The organism is Pseudarthrobacter sp. MDT3-1, from assembly GCF_054510755.1.
The window spans coordinates 222207-243629 of sequence record NZ_JBTNDX010000001.1 but is presented as its reverse complement, the minus strand read 5'-3'; the positions used below and the strand labels follow the sequence as shown (position 1 = coordinate 243629).

The following is a 21423-nucleotide window of genomic DNA, read 5'->3' as shown; positions in this document are numbered from 1 at the left end:
GATATGTGGCCGGGCCCTGTCGGGGGTCCGGCCACTGCCATGTCCGGACCACCTTAGGATTGAATAATGACTGACACCTGGCTGATCGTTGGCCTCGGAAACCCCGGGGCCGAATACAAGGGCAACCGGCACAATGTCGGCCAGATGGTCCTGGACGAACTCGCGGGCCGGATGGGTGGCAAGTTCAAAACCCACAAGGCACGCGCCCAGGTGCTCGAAGGACGGCTGGGGATCGGCGGTCCCCGGGTGGTGCTGTCCAAGCCGATGAGCTACATGAATGTTTCCGGCGGCCCGGTGTCCGGCCTGGCAAATTTTTACGGCATTGACCCTGACCATGTTGTCGCGGTGCACGATGAGATTGATATTCCGTTTAACACCATAAAGCTGAAATGCGGCGGCGGTGAGGGCGGCCACAACGGCCTCAGGGACATGTCCAAGGCGCTGGCCACCAAGGATTACCTCCGGGTACGGGTAGGCGTGGGGCGCCCTCCAGGGCGGATGGACACTGCAGACTATGTCCTGCGCGATTTTGGCACTGCAGAGCGCAAGGACCTTCCGTTCCTGCTCGATGAGGCGGCTGATGCCGTGGAGATGCTGGTCAGGGAAGGGCTGACTGCGGCCCAGCAGAAGTTCCATCCGGTCAGGTCAGACGTTCAGGAATAAAACTTAAAACCGCCTGTCCCTGTTTACCTGCGTGTGCCAAGGGGTAGTCTTCTTCCTAAGCGGGGGAGCGATGGGGCTTATCCCGCTTTAGTGGGATGTAGGGGACAAGTTCATGTCAATCGAGCCACTCAGCTGGGGACGTGGGTCACCGCTCAACGACCTTGAGCTGCGCACCGACACTGCAGGCGTGTCAGAGCCGCAGCGATGGTCCGTGCCCGCACGGAGTGCCAACCTCGAAGCGGTCCGCGCCGCCCTGACCAGCCTCGACTCCCTGGGAGTCGTCATCACCGGCGGACGCGGTGTAGGTAAGTCATCCTTGGCCAGGACAGCCGTCGCCGAGCTTGGCCCGGATATCTGGACGTTGCAGCTGCGCAGCGGACCGTCGTCCGGCACAACACCCTACGGCTGCCTGGCTTTCCTGCTGGCGCGTCTTCCCCAGGCGTACATGGGGTCGCCCACAGCCATCCTCCGTGGCATTACGTCCCTCATCAAAAGCGATGCCGCGGGGCGCCAGTGTGTCATCACCCTGGACACCGCCGGCAGCATTGATGATATGAGCGCCGGCGTCCTGCTCAACATCCTCCTGACCGGGACCGCCCGCATGGTGGCCGTGGCGCCCATGGTCAGTGATCTACCCGCCGACTTCCACTGGCTCCTCAACGACCGCCGGCTCACCGAGGTCAGGCTGGACAACCTCAATGAGCTGCAGACCCGCCAGGTGCTGCTTTCCCTGCTGGGCCACCGCGTTTCGGCCTCCCTGGTCAGCACTTTCCACACCATGGTTGGCGGCAACCCCCTGCTCCTGAAAGCGCTTGTAACCGAGCAGCAGCATTCGGGGAACCTGGTTCTGTCGGACTCCGTCTGGACTCTTCGGGACAAGGTGGTGCTCGACGGCGCGGCCAGCCTCGACGACATCGTCCGGTCCCAGTGGACCCGGAAGTCTCCGGAGGAACGGGACGTCATCGAGATGCTCTCGTGCGCCCGCAGCGTGGAACTGTCCAGGCTGACCAAAGTGTACGGTGCCGGCGTGGTGGCGGACATGGAAGATTCGGGCCTGCTGGAGATCGATTCCTCGGACAACCGATGGGTTTCACTGCGTGAAAAGTACCTCGGCGACGTTGTCCGCTCCTGGCTCAGCATCACTCGGCGAAGGGAACTGCGGAGCCTGCTCCTGGGCGGCAAGGAACCTGACCCTGCCACGATGACGATGGAAGAACTGATGGCGTTCGGCGCCTGGACCCAGGAATGCGAGGCCGAGCTGAGTCCGGCCATGGCGCTTGCCGCCGCCGAAGCCGCAGTGCAGCTCTTTGACCCCCATTTTGCCCTCAAGTATGCCGACACGCTGAAGCGGAATGACCCTCAATGGGTGCCTGCCCAGCGGCAGAAAGCCGCAGCGTACCTGCTCATGGACCTCCCGGTGCAGGCCATGGCAGCACTGGACGATATTTCCCAGCCGCAGCTGGACAACTTGGACGTTGAGGAGTTCGCCCGGGTGGTCGAGGCCAAATCTCGGGTCATGGTCTGGCTCCCCGAACACACCGCCCGGGTGCCGGCGCTGCTGCAGACGGCACGGGAGCGGCTGGGCGTGGAGCCAGGAATTGCGAAGGGCTGGCCGGAGCCGCTGGCTGCTGCGGCCAACCGGATCAGCCTCAGCGAATTCGAGTACCAGGCTTTTGTGGGGGACTACGCCTCCGCCTTGCCGGCACTGGAAGCCGCTGCCGACCCCGGGCAGAATCCGGACACCTGGTTCAGGATGAACTCAGCGGTGATCCTCATGAGCGCCCTGTCCATGGCCGGGCGGGAAATGGACGCCCTGAGCCTGATGAGGCAGCTGGGCGGGCAGATCTCGGACGCCGCCGAGATCGTGGGGCTGCGCGAGAGGTTCGCCGGCCGGGCGTACAACGTGCTCCTGATGGCAGGGCAATGGCGCCGGTGCATCGACCTCCTGGATCCGCCTTCCGCGCGCGAGTTCCACCGGCTCCCTTACCGGAGCGCCGCCGCGGAGCTAGCGGCCGGCATCGCCTATGTGTACTCGGGCCGCGGCGCCGTTGCCCTTGATTCGCTGCTCTCGGCCGCTGCACAGCTGGAACTGCGGCCCGTCCAGAACCTGCTCCGCGCCGCCTACGCCGCCATCGCCTTCGCGTATGCGCAGATCGGCAATGCCGGGCAGTCCCGGCAGTATCTTGACCGGCTGCAGCGGACGGCAGGTGCCGCTGACCATGCCACCCGGAGCCGCATTGAATTCTGCGCTGATATGGCCGCCCGATGGCTGGGGGACAATGACGCAGCCACCCGCCTCAAGCAGTCAGCCCGCCGTGACATCGCGGCAGGCAGGTTCACCCTGGCCGGGATCAGCCTGCTCGGAGCCACGGTCAACGGCACGGAAGCGGACTTCCGGCTGATGGAACAAGTGGCCGGGCAACGCCAGGGCCCCTTGGCGGAAATTTCGCGTCTTGTCGCCGTGGGCAGCCGCACCCACGACGCCAAAACGTTGCTTGCCGGCGGGGAACTGGCGGCCACCCTGGAACTGGATGCCGTTGAGGCCCGGTGCATGGCGCTGGCCGTTGACTACGCCCGGCAGGCCGGTGACTCGGTTTCCGCCAGGAATGCACAGGCCCGACTGGACATCCTCGCAGCCACCGTGGCAAGCCTGCCGATCGTGCCGAGCAGCGGCAGCCCTCTACTGACTGCCAGGGAGAGGCAGATCGCGCGGCTGGCCGGCCGGGGCGCGTCCAACCGCGATATCGCCGTGGAGATGGGCGTGTCCGTGCGCACTGTGGAAGGCCACCTTTACCAGGTCTTTACCAAGCTCGGAGTTACATCCAGGGGTGATCTGACTGGACTCGTCTAACGGCCACGCTGCCAAACAGGGAACGCAATATCGGCTGCTCACGGGCCGGCGTGAGCCGCTGGACCGGATCTGCAACATCATTCGCAGCCGCACGAGCCAGGCCGTGTTCCTCATGGCGGGCCCGGGCATCGGGAAGTCAACGCTGACCGAGGCCATCACCGAGCGGCTTTCCCAGGAGATGATCATTGTTCAGATCCATGGAAGTTCGTCGCTGTCCGGCGTTCCCTTTGGAGTTTTGGCGCCCTACACGGCGGAGCTGACGGCCGAAGACTCCGTGTCTTCGGTGGCTGTGCTGCGGTCCGTGTGGAGGTACTTTGAGAAGCTGAAAGCCGGCAAGGATACCCCGTTGCTTCTGATGATGGATGACGCCCATCACCTGGACGAGGCAACGGCCAGCATCGTGGCCGACATGATCTCCGCTGGCTGGGCCACAGTGCTTGCTGCCGGCAGGCCGCGGCCCGGGCTGCCCCAGCCGCTCGCTCAGCTCTGGTATGACGGCCTGGCTGACCGTGTGGATCTCCGACCCATGAACCGGGAGCAGGTCGAGGAAGTCCTCTCCCACGCACTTGATGGAACAATCCCCTCCGGAACCATTGACACAATCTGGAGCGCGTCTGGCGGAAATCCGCGGATTCTTGATGCCTTGCTGCATGATGCCGCAGAGCGGGGCGAACTCGCAAAGCGTAACGGGATCTGGATGCTGCTGGGCCCGTTGCCTGCCGACGGACCCAGGCTCGCCGAGGTGGTGGTGAAGGACATGCTCCGCCGCAGCCCGGAAGAGCAGGAAGTCCTGAAACTTGTCGCCCTCGCAGGACCCGTGAGCCGGAAGGTGATCGAGGATATTTTTGGCGCTGAAGTAGTGCGCACGCTGCTGGACCAGCAGATGATGGTGGAAAGTTCCGGCATTCCAGCCGATCTCCGGATCTGGAACTCCGTGTTCGGCGAGGCGCTCCGCACAAGTATCTCGGTGTCCCGGAGCCTGCAGCTGCTTGAAAAGATCCGGGATCAGCTGGGAACCGCTCCCGAAGGGTCTGAAGGCAGGATGAGGGCCGTGGAATGGGCCCTTGAATGTGGATTGAAAATATCCGATCCCGAGCTGCTTGAGGCGGCCGGCACTGCCTTGGTCCACTCCCGGAACCGGAGCAGCCGGATGATGGCGGCGAAGGTCGTGGACCCGGACCTCGTGCCGCAGGCACAGGCCGTCCAGGGACGCGCCTTATTCAATGAAGGCGACTTTGCGGGTGCGGCCAAGCTCCTGGACGGATGCTGGCTGCAGCTGGGGAACGGTGCCTGGGCTGTTCCGGTCCTGATGCTCAGGGCCATGGCACACCAGGCTCTGGGAACGCCGCTGTCAGTATTCGCGGCCGATTCCCGTGATGCGCTTCAGGGCGCAGGCGTCATGACGGCTGGCCCGGATGCTGTGCCGCCGGATTCCCAAGAGACCGCCGGCGCGCCGGCCGGGCCCTGGCAGGAGCGCTTGCTTCGCCTGCTGGAACTTTGCGAAGCAGGCAACCACCAGGCCTTGGAGGCCGAGGTCCAGGACCTTCGGAGCAGCCGCGCCGGCGATGCCACGGACGACGCCCTGCGTGCGGTGGGCCTGGCGCTGCTGGCCCATTCGCTCGCCCCGGCCGGACGGGCCGTCCAGGGGCTGGATGCCGCATTGCGGGCAGTCTCGGAACTTCCCTCACTGCAGGGTGGCGTGTTCTTCTTCAACGAATTTGTCCTTGGCCGCCTGGTGGCAGATTACCTGGCCATGGGGGAGTGGGACTCGGCGGAACGGGAGTCGGCGAACTATGCTGCCGGGCAGCCGCGGGGTGTCGCCTATTTCGGCGGCAGCCTCGAGGTGCTCCGTGGCTACTCGCTCCTGCGGCAGGGGCGGATGGAACGCGCCTATCAAACGCTGTTGCCGGCGGTGGAGACCCTGAGGCTCAACGATCCGCTGCAGATGTTCCGGTTTGGTTCCGGGCTGGCGTTTTATGTAGCGGCGAGGCTCGGCGACGCCGCCCAGGCCGGCCGGCTTGAGCTGGATTACAAGGATTCACCGCAGGGTTCCCCCGGCTACGGACTCCTTGCGAGGGCGTACGCGGCAGCGGCATCGGAGTATGTGGCGCATGACGGAAAAGGCCTGGCGCGCCTCCACACACTGGCCACCACACCCGAGGTGACCACACGGGCCGGGACACTCCTGGAACTCTTGGCTCTCTGCTGGGACCTGGGCGACCATTCCGTGATCCCGTTGGTCCACTCACTGGCGGGGAGCGTGGAAGGCCGCTGGGCCGCGGCAATGCTCACGCTGGCGGGGCATTGGGAGTCCGAGGACGCCGATTCCATCATGGAAACGGCAGCCATGCTTGAAGGCGCGGGATTCGTTAACCTTGCGCGGGAAGCCTACGCGCGGTCGAGCACCGTCCTTGAGAGCTCCGGTGAGCGCCGGCGGGCCCGTCAGGCGGTGGCCCTGCGGGAGAAGTGCGACCACGAACTGGGCGAGCGGTTCCGGGAAGGCCACTTCATCGCCGCAGCCCCCAGCGTGCACCTCACCCGCCGGGAACAGGACATCGTAGAGCTCGCCGTGAAAGGTCTCACCGACCGGGAGATCGCACAAAGACTCATGGTGTCCGTGCGTACTGTGGAGGGCCACCTCTACCGCACGTACGTCAAACTCGGCGTGCGGAGCCGCGACGAACTGGCTTCGGCCCTTCCGAACTAGGCCTGCGTACGGACGCCATGCGTCCGGGACCCTGTGTAAGGACGTCCGGAAACGCGTAGCCCCGGCCCCAAAAAGTAGAGTACTGCCTACTCGTGTGCTGAGCTTCAGCATGCGATTGACTTAGTGCGGCAGGAAAACACGGAGCCACCAAAACCGCGGACCGGCCAACAGACTTTCAGGCCTCATTTTGAAGCAAACTTCCGGCCCTGGGGCTGGATCGAAGCGGGGCCGGCGACGTCAGAGTCTTCTGAGACCGAGACTCTCCCCCCAGCCGTCGCCGGCCCTCACCTCCGCGGGCTGAAGCCCGGAGCTGCTGTGGCGGTTGCCCATCGGGCCGCCGCCATAGTGGTGTTGTGGGACAATTGAGTGTCAATCCATTGGCATCTCAAGGAGTTTAGCTTTGGCCCTAGTATCAACGCCTGCCACGCTGGAACGCGCAGTGCCGGCCATGGATAACGCCGAAGTCCTCAGGATTCGAAACGACTTCCCCGTACTTGGCCAGCTGGTGAACGGCCAGCCCCTGGTATACCTCGATTCGGGCGCCACCTCGCAAAACCCGCTCAGTGTCATCGAAGCTGAGCAGGAGTTTTACGAACAGCGCAACGCTGCCGTGCACCGCGGGGCCCACTACCTTGCCGTGGAAGCAACAGAGGTGTTCGAAGGTGCCCGCGAGACCATAGCGGAATTCATCGGTGCCGGCTACGCGGAAACGGTGTGGACCTCCAACGCCACCGAAGGCCTGAACCTGCTCAGCTACTCGCTCTCCAACGCCGCGCTGTGGGCGGCGCAGGGGCGCGGCGACGCCCGGCTGAAAGACCTCGCAGTGGGCCCGGGTGACCAGATCGTGGTGACCGAAATGGAGCACCACGCCAACCTGATCCCTTGGCAGGAACTGGCGTTCCGCACAGGCGCCACGCTTCGTTACATCCCCATCGACGACGCCGGTGCCCTGCGGCTGGATATTGCGGCCGAGATCCTGGGAAGCAAAACTAAGGTCCTCGCGTTCACCCACGCCTCCAACGTGTTGGGCACAATTAACCCCGTACAGGAACTGGTTGCGCTGGGGCGGCAGGCCGGAGCCCTGGTGGTCCTGGACGCCTGCCAGTCGGCACCGCACCTGCCGCTGAACGTCAAGGAGCTTGACGTCGACTTCGCCGTGTTCTCCGGCCACAAGATGCTGGCGCCTACCGGAATCGGGGTCCTCTACGGCAAGCAGGACCTCCTGGACGTGCTGCCACCGTTCATCACAGGCGGTTCCATGATCACCACGGTGACCATGGAACGGGCCGAGTACCTGCCCGCGCCGCAGCGCTTCGAGGCCGGCACCCAGCGCATCTCGCAGGCCGTTGCCCTGGCCGCCGCAGCCAACTACCTCACGGAAACCGGCCTGGACCGGGTGCACCGCTGGGAAGCGGAGCTCGGCCAGCGGATGGTGGCGGGGCTGGAGTCCATTCCCGGCATCCGCGTGCTGGGGCCTGCCGCCGGACAGGAACGGATCGGCCTTGCCGCGTTCCACGTCGACGGCGTGCACGCGCACGACGTCGGGCAGTTCCTGGATTCCAGGGGCATCGCCGTCCGCGTGGGTCACCATTGCGCCCAGCCGCTGCACCGCCGCTTGGGCCTGACCGCAACCACCAGGGCAAGCGCCTACCTGTACAACACCACCGACGACGTCGATGCCTTCCTGGAAGCCGTCGCCGGAGTCCGCTCCTACTTCCGCGTCTAGCGCGATCACCGAAGGTACACCACCATGAGCCTTGACCAGCTGTATCAGCAGATCATCCTTGACCATTCCAAAGCCCGTCACGGCAGCGGACTGGCCGGCATCGCCGTGCCGGCGGGGGCGTCCACGGGCCAGTCCCACCAGCTCAACCCGGTCTGCGGCGACGAAGTCACGCTGCGGGTGGCCGTGGAAGACGGCAAGGTGGCGCAGATTTCCTGGGACGGCGAAGGGTGTTCCATCTCGATGGCATCGGCGTCGGTCCTCAGCGAACTCGCGGAGGGAATGACCGTGGACGAGCTCCACGCCGTCATTGGCAACTTCCGCGAAGTACTCCGCTCGCGCGGGAAGATCCACGCCGATCCCGAGATCCTGGGCGACGCCGCGGCTTTCGAGGGTGTGGCCCGCTACGCCGCGCGCGTTAAATGCGCCATGATTTCCTGGGTGGCCGCCGAGGACGCCCTGAACCAGGCAGCCTAGGCACGCACGGGCCGAAGCCGGGCCGAGGCCCGGCCGCGCCGCTGTCAGCCCCGGTGCTCGAAAACGTCCGGGATGCCGTCGCCGTCAGCATCATGCCGTTCCGCAAGTTCCACTGCGCGGTAATGCCGGTTCCGCAGCCGGAGCACCACGGTGGCGAGCAGGGCGGCAACCAGTGATCCGGTGAGGATGGCCACCTTCGCGTGGTCATCGTAGGCCGAGCCCGCACCGAAGCTCAGCTCGGCGATCAGCAGCGACACCGTGAAGCCCACTCCGGCCAACATCGCAAGGCCGGCAACATCGATCCAGGCCAGACCGTCGTCGAGCTTTGCCCTGGTGGTCTTAGTGATCAGGTAGGTAGTACCGAACACGCCAATCGTTTTGCCGGCCACCAAGGCAGCCACAATTCCCACCGCCACGGGATCCGCCAGGGCCGATCGGAAGCCGTCGAGGCCGCCCACGGCAACTCCGGCGGAAAAGAAGGCGAAGACCGGGACGGCGAAACCTGCCGAAAGCGGGCGGAGCCGGTGTTCCAGGGACTCAGCCATACCGGAACCCGCCTCACCGCGTTTCTGCGACGCCAGCACCGGCACGGCAAAAGCGAGCAGCACACCGGCCACCGTGGCGTGGATACCGGAAGCGTGCACGAGTCCCCAGGTGGCGGCGGCCAGCGGCAGCAACAGGTACCAGCTGCGGACCCTCCTCTGGACCAGCAGGGTAAACAGCCCCAGCGGAACCAGTGCCGCCAACAGGAAGAGCGGCTGCAGTCCGGACGAGTAGAAGAAGGCGATGATGCCGATGGCCAGCAGGTCATCCACTACGGCCAAGGTGAGCAGGAAGGTCCGGAGGGCCGCAGGCAGGTGGGTGTTTATGACGGCCAGCACGGCCAGGGCAAAGGCGATGTCGGTGGCTGTGGGAATGGCCCATCCCCGCAGGCTCTCGGCGTCCTGGCCCAGGTTCACCAGCGTGTAGATCAGGGCCGGAACTGCCACGCCGCCCACGGCCGCGGCCACCGGAACCACCGCCTTGGACACTTTGCGGAGTTCACCGGAGACAAACTCCCGCTTGAGTTCCAGGCCGGCCAGGAAGAAGAAGATGGCCAGGAGACCGTCCGACGCCCAAAGCCCCAGGGAGAGCCGGAGGTGCCAGGGCTCATAGCCGATTTTCAGGTCACGCAGCGCGAAGTAGCCCTCAGCCGCAGGCGAGTTGGCCCAGACGAGGGCCGCGGCTGTGGCCAGCAAAAGGAGGGCACCGCCGGCTGTTTCCAGCCTGAGGATCTCTGAGATCCGCAGGAATTCGGGGTAGCTTGAGCGGCTGAGGACTTTGGCAGCGAAGGCGGGGCGGGAAGGGCGCTTGGCCATGGGTGGCTCCTGGAATTAAGGGGTCGGCAAAACTGTTGCCGACCAGACTTCCCGGCGCACCTGTGTCCAGCCTACCCGAGCAGCCCCATAACCCCGATCACGGCAGTGGCGGCTCCCAGCACCATGGAGATGCTGACCAGCACCACGTGGACGGTGAGGAACTTTGTGGCCTTGCCGGCGGCGTCCCGCGCCCTGGGATCCTTCATCACGCGGCGCAGGAACTGCGGCCAGATCACCAGGGACCAGAGGCCGGCGATAATCAGGACCAAGCCCGCAAACAGGGGGAGCTGCATGGCCTAGTGGCTTTCGAGCCAGGCCTGGGCCTGCTGTGACTGGATGTTCAGGGCCTTGGCCACCATGGGTTCAGCTGCCTCGGCGATCTTGCCGCCCAGGAACGGGACGGAGGAGGTCACGTTGCCTTCGAGTTCAATGCGCGTGCTGCCGGCCTCCGCGACGAGCCGCTGGACCGCGGTCACATCAAGAGGGGCGCCGGCGATCTTCAGCGTGATGTTGCTCTGGCGGGAACCGTCGGCCGCCGGGGCGTCCCAGTTCTCCACCTGCGTCACCGTGAGCTTTTCGCCCACGAACTTACGGGCGATCTCCGGCAGCCGGGTGGTGGGCAGCGTGCGGACCGAGGTGGTGCTGAATACTCCGTCAACGTCTCCGGCCACCTCGAAGGATTCAAGTGTGCCGCCAACGAATTGGCTCGTGTGCCGCTGGAAGTCCTCGTTGATAAAGACGGCAGCGACGCTGTCGACGGCGTGCGGAAGGGTAGTGGTTGCACTCAGTGCCATGGGTCCTCCAGTGATGTGTAGGTCAGAACGCTTTTTGCTCCCCACATCCTACGGGGAGCCTTGCGTGTTGTTGGAACCGGCCTCCGCACTGTCGGCGCCGGCGATTTTCTGCGCCGCCGTGGTGATGTTCCGTGCCATCGCCGGAAAAATGAGGCTATGGAACGGCAGCACGGCAAGCCAGTAGAGCTTTCCGCTGAGGCCCTTGGGGAAGAAAATGGCCCGCTGCCGGTAGCGGCTGCCCGTCCCGTCAGGTTCTACGGACAGTTCAAGCCAAGCACGTCCGGGGGCGCGCATCTCCGCGCGGAGGCGCAACAGTTTTCCGCGCTCAATCCGTTCCACGCGCCACCAGTCCACCACTTCGCCCGAGGCCAGGGTGCCTGGGTGCCTTCGTCCCCGCAGCAGGCCCGCGCCGCCGGTGAGCTTGTCCAGCCAGCCACGTACCCACCATGCCAGCGGCAGGGAATACCAGCCGTTCCGGCCGCCGATTCCTTCGATGATGGTCCACACGTCGGCGGGATCAACTTCGCCGTGGAAGGTCCGTTCATCCACGTAGACCGTGTGGCCTGCCCAGTCCGGATCGCTGGGCAGCGGATCGGCGTCGGCCCCGGCATTTGACCATGTGGTTTCCACCTGGCCGTCACGCTCCTTGCCCAGGGCGAGGGCAACGGCCCGCCGGTACGGGGTCAGGCCGCCCGCCGGCACCGGGATATGGGCGTCGATGTCGTGTTCGCGGGACACGGCATCGTGCTGCAGCGACTCGACGAGCGGGAGCGACATGGACAGCGGGATGGGCGTGGTCAGGGCCACCCACACGCCGGCGAGCCTCGGGGCGGGAATGGGCAGAGCCAGCACCACCCGGTACGGCAGCCCGGCCTCGGCGGCGTATTCCTTCATCATGCCCGCGTAGCTCAGGACCTGCCGGCAGCCGATGTCGAAGGTGCGGTTGACGGGCCCGTCCAAGGATGCGGCGCCCACAAGGTAGTGCAGCACGTCCCGGACGGCGATTGCCTCGATCTTGTTGCGCACCCAGCTCGGGGCCGGCATCAGCGGAAGCGCTTCGGACAGGTGGCGGATCATTTCGAAGGACGCGGACCCGGAACCGATCACCACCCCGGCCTGGAAGACCACCGCGTCCACGGTGCTGTCCAGGAACACCTTTCCCACGGCTTCCCGGGACCGCATGTGAGTGGACAGTTCCACGTTGGCCGGGTGCAGGCCGCCCAGGTAGACGATCCGGCCTACGCCGGCGGCGGCAGCGGCTCTGGCCGCCGTTTCCGCCATGGCCTTTTCCTTGGACTCGAAGCCGGCGCCGGAGGCCATGGAGTGGACGAGGTAGTAGAGCACGTCGACGCCGGCCAGCGCCTGCTCCAGGGCTCCGCCGTCGTCGAGACTGCTCTCGATGACCTCAACCTTGCCCAGCCACGGCACGCCGGCGATCTTTGCCGGTGTCCTGACCAGGACCTTGACGGTGTGCCCGGCCTCCAGCAGCCGGGGGACCAGGCGGCCTCCGATGTAGCCGGTGGCGCCGGTCACCAGGACGGTTCGCGCCGTCCCCGCTGCCACCGTGGGTGGAGTGTCGCTCGGACTATTGCTATCGCTCACTGAAAGCTCCTCAGGCCAGGCGGGCGGAGGCGCGCAACAGGCGCGCTTCCTCAGCAAGCTTAGCAACGGGGTGCCCGGCGGGCCCCGGGGCAGGGGTAGGCTGGGATGACCCGGGATTCGAAGTGAATTTCGGGCTTTCGTGTTGCCTGCGATCCCATGAACCCACAGGCATGAACCCACAGGAGTTTCCGCCATGAGCCCCACTGGCCCGTCCCATCCTGGCCCGTCCAACGGTGGTCCCTCGCTGACCGGACTGCGCCGTGTCCTGGCAGAAGACCAGACGTTCGCGCGGGTCCAGGCGGAGGCGGCCAGGGGTTTTGACGTCCGGGGCCAGGACTACCAGATCAGCGCGCCGGCCGGACTCCGCGCCGTCCTGCTGGCGGAAATGGCAGATGGCCTGGACGCCGGCTCCGACGAAGGAACTCCCGACGGCGGGCTCCCTCCTGTGGTGCTGGCGGTCACCGCGACAGGACGCGAAGCAGAGGATCTGACAGCGGCCCTGCGCGCTTACCTGCCGGCCGATTCAGTGGCCGAGTTCCCCAGTTGGGAAACCCTGCCGCACGAACGGCTCTCGCCCCGCTCGGACACCGTGGGCCGCCGGCTGTCCGTCCTGCGCCGCCTGGCGCACCCGGAAAGTTCGACGGCGGGCCGGCTGCGTGTGGTGGTGGCACCGGTCCGCGCGGTGGTCCAGCCGATCGTCGCCGGGCTGGGCGAGCTGGTTCCGGTCACGCTGAAGGTGGGACAGGACATGCCGTTCTCCAGCGTGGTGCGGAGCCTTGCCGATGCCGCCTACGCACGCGTGGACATGGTCACCCACCGTGGCGAGTTTGCCGTCCGCGGCGGCATCATCGACGTCTTCCCGCCCACTGAGGACCATCCCATCCGCGTGGAGTTCTTCGGCGACGAGGTGGACCAGATGCGCTGGTTCGCGGTGGCCGACCAGCGCTCGCTGTCGGCGCCCGGTGTGCATCACCCCACCGAGCTCCACGCCCCGCCCTGCCGCGAAATCCTCATCACGCCGTCGGTGATGTCGCGCGCGGCCACCCTGAAGGCGCAGCTTCCCGCGGCCGCGGACATGCTGGAGAAGATCGCCGGCGGCATCGCAGTGGAAGGGATGGAATCCCTGGCCCCGGTGCTGGTGGACGCCATGGTTCCGTTCGTGGAGCAGCTGCCCGCCGGGTCCATCTCGGTGATCATTGAACCGGAAAAGGTCCGCAGGCGCGCACATGATCTTGCGGCCACCAACGAGGAGTTCCTGGAAGCAGCCTGGTCCACGGCCTCGGATGGCGGCACGGCTCCGCTGGACCTCAGTTCGCAGGCGTCGGCAGCGTTGCATTCCGCCAGCTTCCGTTCCCTGGCCGAAACCCGGAGCTTCTCGCTGGAGCATGAGGTGTCCTGGTGGTCCATCACGTCGCTGGCCACTGACGAGGAGCTGCTGCCCGAGATCGACGTTCTGAACCTCCGCGCCCGCGAACCGCGCGGGTACCAGGGTGATGTGGCCGAGATGATGGACTTCATCGGCTCCCACGTCCGGGACCAGTGGCGGATCGTAGTGGCCACGGAGGGTCCCGGCCCGGCGCAGCGCCTGGCGGAACTTTTCCACGACGCCGACATCCCCTGTGCCCGGGTGGACACGCTTGAGAAGGAGCCGCAGGCGGGCATCATCGAGGTGACCACTGCCGCCGTCGGACGCGGTTTTGTCCTGGACAGCCTCAAGCTGGGGCTGCTCACTGAAGCGGACCTGCTGGGAAGGACTTCCGCGGGCTCCACCAAGGACATGCGGCGTATGCCGTCCAAGCGGCGGAATGCCGTGGACCCGTTGCAGCTGGTCAACGGCGATTCCGTGGTGCACGAACAGCACGGCATTGGCCGCTTCATCGAACTCATCCAGCGCAAGGTGGCGGGCGGCGGAGACGGCGTCCGCGAGTACCTGGTCCTGGAATACGCCCCGTCCAAGCGCGGCGCCCCCGGGGACCGCCTGTTTGTCCCGACCGACCAGCTGGACCAGGTGACCCGCTACGTTGGCGGCGATACCCCTGTGCTCAGCAAGATGGGCGGCTCCGACTGGGCCAGCACCAAGTCCAAGGCACGCAAGGCCGTCAAGGAGATCGCCGGCGAGCTCATCCGGCTGTACTCCGCGCGGATGGCCTCAAAGGGCCACGCGTTCGGACCGGACACCCCGTGGCAGCGTGAGCTGGAGGAGGCCTTCCCGTACGTGGAGACGCCGGACCAGCTGACCACCATCAATGAGGTCAAGGCGGACATGGAGCGCGAGATCCCCATGGACCGCCTGGTGTCCGGCGACGTGGGCTACGGCAAAACCGAGATCGCCGTCCGGGCCGCGTTCAAGGCGGTCCAGGACGGGAAGCAGGTGGCGATCCTGGTGCCCACCACCCTGCTCGCCCAGCAGCACTTCGAAACGTTCACCGAGCGCTTCTCCGGGTTCCCCCTGCGGGTCAAAGCCCTGTCGCGGTTCCAAGGGACCAAGGAAACCAAAGAGACCGTTGAGGGCGTCAAGAGCGGCTCCGTTGACGTCGTCATCGGCACCCACCGGCTGCTGTCGAAGGACTTCGCGTTCAAGGACCTGGGCCTGGTGATCGTGGACGAGGAGCAGCGCTTCGGTGTGGAGCACAAGGAAGCGCTGAAGAAGATGCGGACCAACGTGGACGTGCTGGCCATGAGCGCCACCCCGATTCCGCGGACCCTGGAGATGTCGTTGACCGGCATCCGGGAAACCTCCACGCTGGCCACCCCGCCGGAGGAACGCCATCCCGTGCTGACATATGTGGGACCGTACACGGACAAGCAGACCTCGGCGGCCATCCGGCGTGAGCTGATGCGCGAAGGCCAGATGTTCTTTGTGCACAACCGCGTGTCCACCATCGACCGGACGGCCGCGAAGATCCGTGAACTGGTTCCGGAAGCACGTGTTGAGGTGGCGCACGGGCAGATGTCCGAGAGCCGGCTGGAGCAGATCATTGTGGACTTCTGGGAAAAGCGTTTCGATGTCCTGGTATGCACCACCATCATCGAGACCGGCCTGGACATCTCCAACGCCAACACCCTGATCGTGGACGGGGCGGACAAGTACGGCCTCTCCCAGCTGCACCAGCTCCGCGGGCGGGTGGGCCGCGGCCGTGAACGCGCCTATGCCTACTTCCTGTACCCGTCCGAGAAGCCCCTGGGCGAGGTGGCCCTGGAACGGCTCAAAGCCGTGGCCACCCACAACGAGCTTGGCGCCGGCATGCAGCTGGCCATGAAGGACCTCGAAATCCGCGGGGCGGGCAACCTGCTGGGCGGTGAGCAGTCCGGCCACATCCAGGGTGTTGGCTTCGACCTTTACATCCGCCTCGTGGGTGAGGCGGTGGCCGACTTCCGCGGGGATGCCGAGGAAAAGGCCGCCGAAATGAAGATCGAGCTGCCGGTCAACGCCCACCTCCCGCACGATTATGTGCCGGGGGAGCGGCTCCGCCTGGAGGCCTACCGGAAGCTGGCCTCCGCGGTGACGTACGAGGCCATCGAAGAGGTCCTGGCCGAGCTTGTGGACCGCTACGGCGAGCCGCCGCTGCCGGTCCAGAACCTCATCGCCGTGGCCCGCTTCCGGGTGGGGGCCCGCGAAGCCGGCCTGTCCGACGTCGCGCTGCAGGGAAACTTCATCAAGTTCTCGCCGGCGCAGCTGCCGGAGTCGAAACTGATGCGGCTGACCCGGATGTACCCGGGTTCCCAGTCCAAGCCGGCCTTGGACGCTGTGCTGATACCGAAGCCCAAGACGGCAAGGATCGGCGGCCGCGACCTGCAGGACGCCGAGATCCTGGAGTGGGCCAACGGGGTTATCCGCAACATCTTCTCCGACGCGCCACTGGTGGTGAGTTAGAGCTTGATGGGAGGACATCACGCCGCGTCGGGAGCCGCGGCGTGGGTAGCTATTGCCTCAACGGGTCCGTACACGCTGGGCTGGTATCCGCTGGACGCCACGGGAATCCTCATCGGCGGGATGGCGACGGCGGGGACAGCGCTCGTGTGCGACTGGGACCACCGCCACAGCACCGTGGCCAACTCGCTGCCGCCGCTGTCCAACCTGATCGCCGTGGGTATTGAGAACGCCAGCGGCGGACACCGGCAAGGCACCCACTCGGTGCTCGGTGCGGCGTTCTTCGTGCTGCTGGCCATGATGGCCGGGCAGTTCCAGCTGCAGACGGACTGGGGCCTGCTGTCCGTGGGTGCCGGCCTGCTGTGCATGTTCATGATCAACATTGCGGCCAAGGCGCTGAAGCTGTTTCCCAAGTCGGGATTTATCAGCAACTGGATCTTTGCCCTGGCCATGGCCGGACTGGTGACCTGGTTCGCGCCGGAGCAGTGGACCTGGCTGCCTGTGTCGATGCTGAGCGGGGTAGTGGTCCACATAGTGGGGGACATGATCACCACCGGGGGCGTGCCGCTGCTCTGGCCGATCGTCATCAAGCCACCAAAGTTCCTCCGGAAGCTGCCGGTGCTCAACGACGTCTGGAAAGCCAACGGCGCCTTTTCCCTGCCGCTGCTGGGCAGCGCAGGTTCCCGGCGCGAGTGGCTGGTGCTGATCCCGGTCAGCGCCTACGCGATGGTGGGCATGTGCGTCGCGGCCTGGTCGTTGGCGAAAACACATTTCCCAGCCGCCATGGCGATCGGAAATACCGCGGTCAGCCGGCTGCTTGGCGCGGGCTGACGCGGCCGGTCCTCGAGCGGCCAGTATCCAGGCGTATGTGACTTAAAAGGCTGGGGCCCCGGAAATGATCCGGGGCCCCAGCCTTTTGAGTAACAGAGGGTGCTTACTTGCCGCCGGCTGAATCGGAGCGACCGGTGATGGTCTGCGGGATCCAGAACGCCAGGAAAAACATGCCCAGGCAGGCGGCCATCGGCCACGGGTTGCCGAGCGTGAGGAAGGACAGGGAGTAGATGGAGCCCAGGAACAGCGCCATAATGGGTACAAACAGAAGGACGCTGCCCAGAAGGCTGTTCTCGTTCTGGGGGGTCTGTACCGTGGCGTTGCCGGACTCTGTGGTCTTGCTGGACATTCGTTCCTCCTCGGCCCCGCGGGGCTCAAACTGTGGCGGCTCCGGGCCGGCGTCAGTAGCCGGATGAACCCTGTTCACCCTTGACGATGGCGATGCCGGAACTGGCACCAATACGTGTTGCACCTGCAGCAATCATAGCCTGCGCATCGGCCAGGGAACGTACGCCGCCGGACGCCTTGACGCCGAGATCGGGGCCGACGGTGCGGCGCATCAGGGCGATGTCCTCGGCCGTGGCACCCCCGCCGTTGAACCCCGTGGACGTCTTGACGAAGTCCGCCCCGGCTTCAACGGACGCCTGGCAGGCAAGAACCTTCTGGTCATCGCTGAGCAATGCGGTTTCGATGATGACCTTCAGGATGGCCCCGCCCGCGTGAACCGCGTCCGCGACGGCGGAGATATCGTCCACCAGCGCACCCTTGTCACCGGCGCGGGCGGCCGCGATGTTGATGACCATGTCGATTTCGTCCGCACCGTCCAGCACTGCGCCGCGGGCTTCAAAAGCCTTCACGTCGCTGGGCGTGGCACCCATGGGAAAACCGATCACCGAGCACGTCAGTACACCGGACCCTTTGAGCGCGGTTTTGACCGTCTTGACCCAGACGGGATTCACACAGACCGACTTGAAGTGGTACTCGGCAGCCTCGGCACACACTTTGAGGATCTTCGCTTCGCTGGCCTCGGGCTTGAGGAGCGTGTGGTCGATATAGGAAGCGATGTTGCCCGACGCTGAGACCGTACCGGCTCCAGTCTGGTCGGCAGGAGTGGCTGCGTTGCTCATGATGGTCCTTTCCATGTGGCCTTGTGGGCCGCCGGAGCCACACGCTGCGTGGCTGTTCAGGTGACCATCTTGTCACAGCGGGTGTCGCGGCGGGCGGACGCTTACGCGGCCGCAGGCACGCGCTCCGCCACACCCGTGGTCACGCCTTCCACAACGCGGGCTGCCAGGCTTTCCGCCGCTGATGTAGCCGTCATCAGCTGCGCGGCGCAGGCTCCGGCGGCAGAAGCCGCGGCGACCAGCAGTCCCAGCCGGACGCCGTCGAACGCTGCGGCGTCACCAATCGCCCAGATGCCGGAGACCGATGTCCTGAAGTCCTTGCTGATGGCGATTCCGCCGTTGGGGGCAGTGGCGAGTCCGGCGCTGGCGGCGAGTCCGTCGCGGGCAACCCGCTCTTCGGCCAGGACAACCAGGTCGCCGTTCATGCTGCTGCCGTCCTCGAAGACAACCCCGGAGGCGGTCAGGCCTGAGCCGTGGATGGAGTGCACCACGGCGGCCGGCCGGACCGTTGTGCGGATGGGCCTGACGCCGCGGGACCGCAGCACTGCTTCGGCCTGGCCCGCTGCCGCGCCGGTTCCCACAAGGATTCCCAGTGGCCGCCGGCCCAGTTCCCGCGTCACTTCCTTGACGGCGTCGCCGATCCGGGCGGCGTCGTCGATCGTGGAGTAGCTCAGGCAGCGGCCGGCGCCCGCCACGGGGGACGCGACGGGCGCTGATCCGGTGGCGATGACCAGTTCGTCGTAGCCCAGTTCCATGCCGTCGGCGGTGGTGACGGAGCGGTTCTCCGCGTCGATGAAGCTCGCTGGCTGGCCGAAGCGGACGGATACCTGTGGCAGCTCTGCGAGCTCCAGGAGTTCGGCGGGAGCGTCGTCCCGGTTGCTGAGGACGGTGACGGTGCCGCGGAAGCGTGCACCGTCCAGCTGGCGGACCAGCGCCTGTGCGGCGGGCCCTGCCCCGGCGATGACGATGCGCGGAGCCGGGGAAACTGAGGTGGACGGTGCCGGAGCGGACATGTGCTGGCCCTTTCGCTGGCGGCCGCTGGAGCGGCCGGGACTTCGTGATGAATCCCAGCGTAGGCGGCGGGCTTTTCAGGCGTGTTTCCCCGCTGTTGCTGGGAGAACACCCTTTGTTCGCCAGCGTTTACCGGCCGGTAACAAAACCCGTGACGTACCTCTCCCTGCGCTCCGGACTGACACAAAGGCGGCCGGAGCGCGTCCCTAGACGCGGATCCGGTAACCCCTCTTGACCACCGTCTCCACCAGGCGGCCGTCCGGCAGTGATGACCGCAGGCGGCTGACAGTCATGTCCAGGGCGTGGACCGAGCCCTTCAGCTCGAGCAGCTCCGACAGCGATTCCCGGGAAAGCACGGCCCCACCGGCCCCCAGGAGGGCACGCAGCAGCAGCAGCGGCGCAGGGGCCAGCTCAACCTGCGCTCCGTCGACCCGCAGGCTGCGGCCGCGCAGCTCAAGGTTGCCGGACGCGGTGTCCAGCCGCCGGACGTGGTTCAGGGCGAGGTGCTCGCACACCAGCCGGATGAGGGCGCCCATCCGGAACCGTTCCGGAACGAGCGGCGAGATACCGGCGTCGAGCAGGGGCTGGGCCGTGACGGGCCCCACCACTGCCGTGGTGACGTTGATCTTGAGGCTTTCGATGAGTTGCTTGTAGACGCCCATTTCGTGGGCTGTACTCCACATGGCGTCGACGGCGGGGGCGCTGGTGAAGGTGAGCACGTCCAGGTTGCCGCTGCACACAGCCTCGATGAGGCGCGGAAGCCGGTCTTCGCCGTCGGGCTTTACCCAGCGGTAGGGGGTGACCGTCAGGACTGTGGCGCCGGACATCCGCAGGCGTTCCAGCTGCCGGACGTCCGTGTAGCCGTGCAGCTGCACGGCCACGGTCTTGCCGCGCACGCCTTCGGCGAGCAGCATATCCACCAGCGTTGCGGTGGTTTCGTCGCTGCTGATTCCGACGTCGGCGAGTCCGGCCGCGCGGACGGCGCCGCGGGCTTTGGGGCCCCGGACGAACATCCGGCAGGCCCCGAGGGTTTCCAGCAGCTGCTCACCGATCCCAAAGGAATCAGCAGCTTCGCACCAGCGGCGCATGCCGTACGCCGTGGTGGCGATGCACAGGTCCGGGCGTGCGTCGATGATGGCCTTGGTGTCCTCGATGAGGCGGATGTCCTCCTGCACCGGGGCGATCTTGAGGGCCGGCGCGTGCAGTACTTCCGCGCCGCGGCGTTCCAGGGCCTCGATGAGGTCCCGGGAGCGACGGTGCGAGGTGACTCCGATGCGGAAGCCCTCCAGCGGGGAGTCCGCAGCCTCCGGCCCGGAGGTCTCTTCAAGCTGGGCAGGTTCAGCGGGTGCCAGTGCGGTCATGGGGGTCAATCCTTTCATGAACCGAGCAGCGAGGCCGCCAGCCGGTCGAGGTCGGCGGCGGCCTCAGCATGCCCGCGGTTGGCTTCCGCCACGCGAACCACCTCGCCGATGACCAGCACAGCGGGATTGCTGCACCCTGCAGCGGCGGAGGTGATGGTGCCCAGGTCCGCGATGGTGGTGCGCTGGCCGGGGCGGTAACCGCGTTCGACGACGGCCATGGGCATATCGGAGCGCATACCGGCTTTGCGGAGCCCGGCCGCGAGCTGGTGCAGGGTGCCGATGCCCATCAGGACCACAATGGTGCCGCCCAGTCCGACCAGGTGCGTGTGTTCCTTTTCGGTCAGCGGCGCGTGGCCGGAGACCACGGTGAACATGTGGCTGACCTCGCGGTGCGTGACGGGGATGCCGGCGGCCGCCGGCACGGAGATCGCGCTGGTGACGCCGGAGATGACACGGACTGGCACACCCGCCGCCACGCAGGAGGCAACTTCCTCGCCGCCACGGCCGAAGACGTAGGGGTCGCCGCCCTTGAGGCGGACCACGTTGTTGCCGGCGAGGGCACTTTCGACCATGAGCTTTTCGATGTCGGCCTGGCCCACCTTGTGGTGGCCGGGCTTCTTGCCCACATCCACCAGTTCGGCGGAGGTCAGGTCCGGCAGGTCCTGGCAGGGAGCCAGCCGGTCGAAGAACACCACGTCCGCATCGCGGAGGGCCTTCACGGCGGCGACGGTCAGCAGCTCGGTGGTGCCGGGTCCGCCGCCCACCAGGGTGACGTGGCCGACCGGTCCGGCGGCCGGCTCGGCCGCCACCGGGATGCCGGTGGCGGCGCAGCGCTCGAGCAGGGACTCCCAGCCGGGCTGGCCGTCGTCGACCGCCGCGACCAGGAACGGACGCTCGGGGAGCGGGCCGTCATGCGCTGCACCCGCAGGGGTGCTGAGGCGGTAGACGACGGCGCCCGCGGCCTCGTAGCGGCGGACCGCCTGGCGGGCGGCGTGGTCGGATCCGGTGACCAGGACTTCGCGGCCGGTGAGATCAATGCTGAGCTGCATG

The 21423-nt window shown here is 66.5% G+C and carries 16 protein-coding genes; 7 read left to right on the top strand and 9 right to left on the bottom strand.

The genetic code is table 11. The annotated features are described in order from the left end of the window. The first annotated feature begins 66 nt into the window (after window positions 1–66). The 5 genes from pth to sufU all read left to right on the top strand — a co-directional run bounded on the left by pth (window position 67) and on the right by sufU (window position 8421). Window positions 67–663: an aminoacyl-tRNA hydrolase gene (gene pth / locus ACX80X_RS01135; protein ID WP_252607828.1), complete on the top strand. Its 597-nt coding sequence runs from the start codon at window positions 67–69 to the stop codon at window positions 661–663. 112 nt (window positions 664–775) lie between these two features. Then, window positions 776–3514 (top strand): LuxR family transcriptional regulator, encoded by a 2739-nt coding sequence (locus ACX80X_RS01130; RefSeq protein ID WP_252607829.1) that lies wholly within the window; start codon window positions 776–778, stop codon window positions 3512–3514. Beyond that, the gene (locus ACX80X_RS01125) at window positions 3501–6221 is read left to right on the top strand and encodes a LuxR C-terminal-related transcriptional regulator (protein WP_374209892.1); all 2721 of its coding nucleotides are present in this window, start codon (window positions 3501–3503) and stop codon (window positions 6219–6221) included. Before ACX80X_RS01130 ends, ACX80X_RS01125 begins: the two co-directional genes overlap by 14 nt. Window positions 6222–6621: 400 nt before the next feature. Further along, window positions 6622–7947, top strand: coding sequence for a SufS family cysteine desulfurase (locus tag ACX80X_RS01120; RefSeq protein WP_252613705.1), 1326 nt, complete (start codon window positions 6622–6624; stop codon window positions 7945–7947). 24 nt (window positions 7948–7971) lie between these two features. Then, window positions 7972–8421 carry a Fe-S cluster assembly sulfur transfer protein SufU gene (gene sufU, locus ACX80X_RS01115; RefSeq protein ID WP_252607830.1) on the top strand — a complete coding sequence of 150 codons (450 nt, stop codon included), beginning with the start codon at window positions 7972–7974 and terminating at the stop codon, window positions 8419–8421. 44 nt (window positions 8422–8465) lie between these two features. On the opposite strand, the gene nhaA is transcribed toward sufU, so the two are convergent. The 4 genes from nhaA to ACX80X_RS01095 all read right to left on the bottom strand — a co-directional run bounded on the left by nhaA (window position 8466) and on the right by ACX80X_RS01095 (window position 12175). After that, window positions 8466–9779 (bottom strand): Na+/H+ antiporter NhaA, encoded by a 1314-nt coding sequence (gene nhaA, locus ACX80X_RS01110; RefSeq protein ID WP_252607831.1) that lies wholly within the window; start codon window positions 9777–9779, stop codon window positions 8466–8468. A gap of 71 nt (window positions 9780–9850) precedes the next feature. Further along, window positions 9851–10072, bottom strand: a complete 222-nt coding sequence (locus ACX80X_RS01105; RefSeq protein WP_252601070.1) for an SCO4848 family membrane protein — start codon at window positions 10070–10072, stop codon at window positions 9851–9853. Between the two features lie 3 nt (window positions 10073–10075). After that, window positions 10076–10573 (bottom strand): DUF2505 domain-containing protein, encoded by a 498-nt coding sequence (locus tag ACX80X_RS01100; RefSeq protein ID WP_252613704.1) that lies wholly within the window; start codon window positions 10571–10573, stop codon window positions 10076–10078. A 48-nt stretch (window positions 10574–10621) separates the two neighbouring features. Further along, window positions 10622–12175: an SDR family oxidoreductase gene (locus tag ACX80X_RS01095; protein WP_252613703.1), complete on the bottom strand. Its 1554-nt coding sequence runs from the start codon at window positions 12173–12175 to the stop codon at window positions 10622–10624. Between the two features lie 193 nt (window positions 12176–12368). On the opposite strand from ACX80X_RS01095, the gene mfd reads away from it, so the two are divergent. Together mfd and ACX80X_RS01085 are read left to right on the top strand one after the other, a co-directional pair. Next, window positions 12369–16049, top strand: a complete 3681-nt coding sequence (gene mfd, locus ACX80X_RS01090) for a transcription-repair coupling factor (RefSeq protein ID WP_252613702.1) — start codon at window positions 12369–12371, stop codon at window positions 16047–16049. A gap of 6 nt (window positions 16050–16055) precedes the next feature. Then, entirely contained in the window at window positions 16056–16877 is an 822-nt protein-coding gene (locus ACX80X_RS01085; protein ID WP_252601077.1) for a metal-dependent hydrolase, read from the top strand. Window positions 16878–16980: 103 nt separating this feature from the next. Here ACX80X_RS01085 and ACX80X_RS01080 read toward each other — a convergent pair whose 3' ends face one another. The 5 genes from ACX80X_RS01080 to cobA form a co-directional block, all read right to left on the bottom strand. After that, window positions 16981–17226, bottom strand: coding sequence for a SoxR reducing system RseC family protein (locus ACX80X_RS01080; protein WP_252601080.1), 246 nt, complete (start codon window positions 17224–17226; stop codon window positions 16981–16983). A gap of 52 nt (window positions 17227–17278) precedes the next feature. Beyond that, window positions 17279–18004, bottom strand: a complete 726-nt coding sequence (gene deoC, locus ACX80X_RS01075) for a deoxyribose-phosphate aldolase (RefSeq protein WP_252601082.1) — start codon at window positions 18002–18004, stop codon at window positions 17279–17281. Between the two features lie 101 nt (window positions 18005–18105). Then, the gene (locus ACX80X_RS01070) at window positions 18106–19014 is read right to left on the bottom strand and encodes an FAD-dependent oxidoreductase (RefSeq protein WP_252601085.1); all 909 of its coding nucleotides are present in this window, start codon (window positions 19012–19014) and stop codon (window positions 18106–18108) included. Between the two features lie 204 nt (window positions 19015–19218). After that, complete coding sequence (locus tag ACX80X_RS01065; RefSeq protein ID WP_252601088.1) at window positions 19219–20373, bottom strand: uroporphyrinogen-III synthase; 1155 nt, start codon at window positions 20371–20373, stop codon at window positions 19219–19221. A 14-nt stretch (window positions 20374–20387) separates the two neighbouring features. Beyond that, entirely contained in the window at window positions 20388–21422 is a 1035-nt protein-coding gene (gene cobA / locus ACX80X_RS01060; RefSeq protein WP_252601091.1) for a uroporphyrinogen-III C-methyltransferase, read from the bottom strand. Window position 21423 lies beyond the last annotated feature (1 nt).

What these genes read in the sequence shown, in the direction of transcription:
- pth (WP_252607828.1), top strand. Translation starts at nt 67, where the DNA reads ATGACTGACACCTGGCTGATCGTTGGCCTCGGAAACCCCGGGGCCGAA.
- ACX80X_RS01130 (WP_252607829.1), top strand. Translation starts at nt 776, where the DNA reads ATGTCAATCGAGCCACTCAGCTGGGGACGTGGGTCACCGCTCAACGAC.
- sufU (WP_252607830.1), top strand. Translation starts at nt 7,972, where the DNA reads ATGAGCCTTGACCAGCTGTATCAGCAGATCATCCTTGACCATTCCAAA.
- nhaA (WP_252607831.1), bottom strand. Translation starts at nt 9,779, where the DNA reads ATGGCCAAGCGCCCTTCCCGCCCCGCCTTCGCTGCCAAAGTCCTCAGC.
- ACX80X_RS01105 (WP_252601070.1), bottom strand. Translation starts at nt 10,072, where the DNA reads ATGCAGCTCCCCCTGTTTGCGGGCTTGGTCCTGATTATCGCCGGCCTC.
- ACX80X_RS01100 (WP_252613704.1), bottom strand. Translation starts at nt 10,573, where the DNA reads ATGGCACTGAGTGCAACCACTACCCTTCCGCACGCCGTCGACAGCGTC.
- mfd (WP_252613702.1), top strand. Translation starts at nt 12,369, where the DNA reads ATGAGCCCCACTGGCCCGTCCCATCCTGGCCCGTCCAACGGTGGTCCC.
- ACX80X_RS01085 (WP_252601077.1), top strand. Translation starts at nt 16,056, where the DNA reads ATGGGAGGACATCACGCCGCGTCGGGAGCCGCGGCGTGGGTAGCTATT.
- ACX80X_RS01080 (WP_252601080.1), bottom strand. Translation starts at nt 17,226, where the DNA reads ATGTCCAGCAAGACCACAGAGTCCGGCAACGCCACGGTACAGACCCCC.
- deoC (WP_252601082.1), bottom strand. Translation starts at nt 18,004, where the DNA reads ATGAGCAACGCAGCCACTCCTGCCGACCAGACTGGAGCCGGTACGGTC.
- ACX80X_RS01070 (WP_252601085.1), bottom strand. Translation starts at nt 19,014, where the DNA reads ATGTCCGCTCCGGCACCGTCCACCTCAGTTTCCCCGGCTCCGCGCATC.
- ACX80X_RS01065 (WP_252601088.1), bottom strand. Translation starts at nt 20,373, where the DNA reads ATGACCGCACTGGCACCCGCTGAACCTGCCCAGCTTGAAGAGACCTCC.
- cobA (WP_252601091.1), bottom strand. Translation starts at nt 21,422, where the DNA reads ATGCAGCTCAGCATTGATCTCACCGGCCGCGAAGTCCTGGTCACCGGA.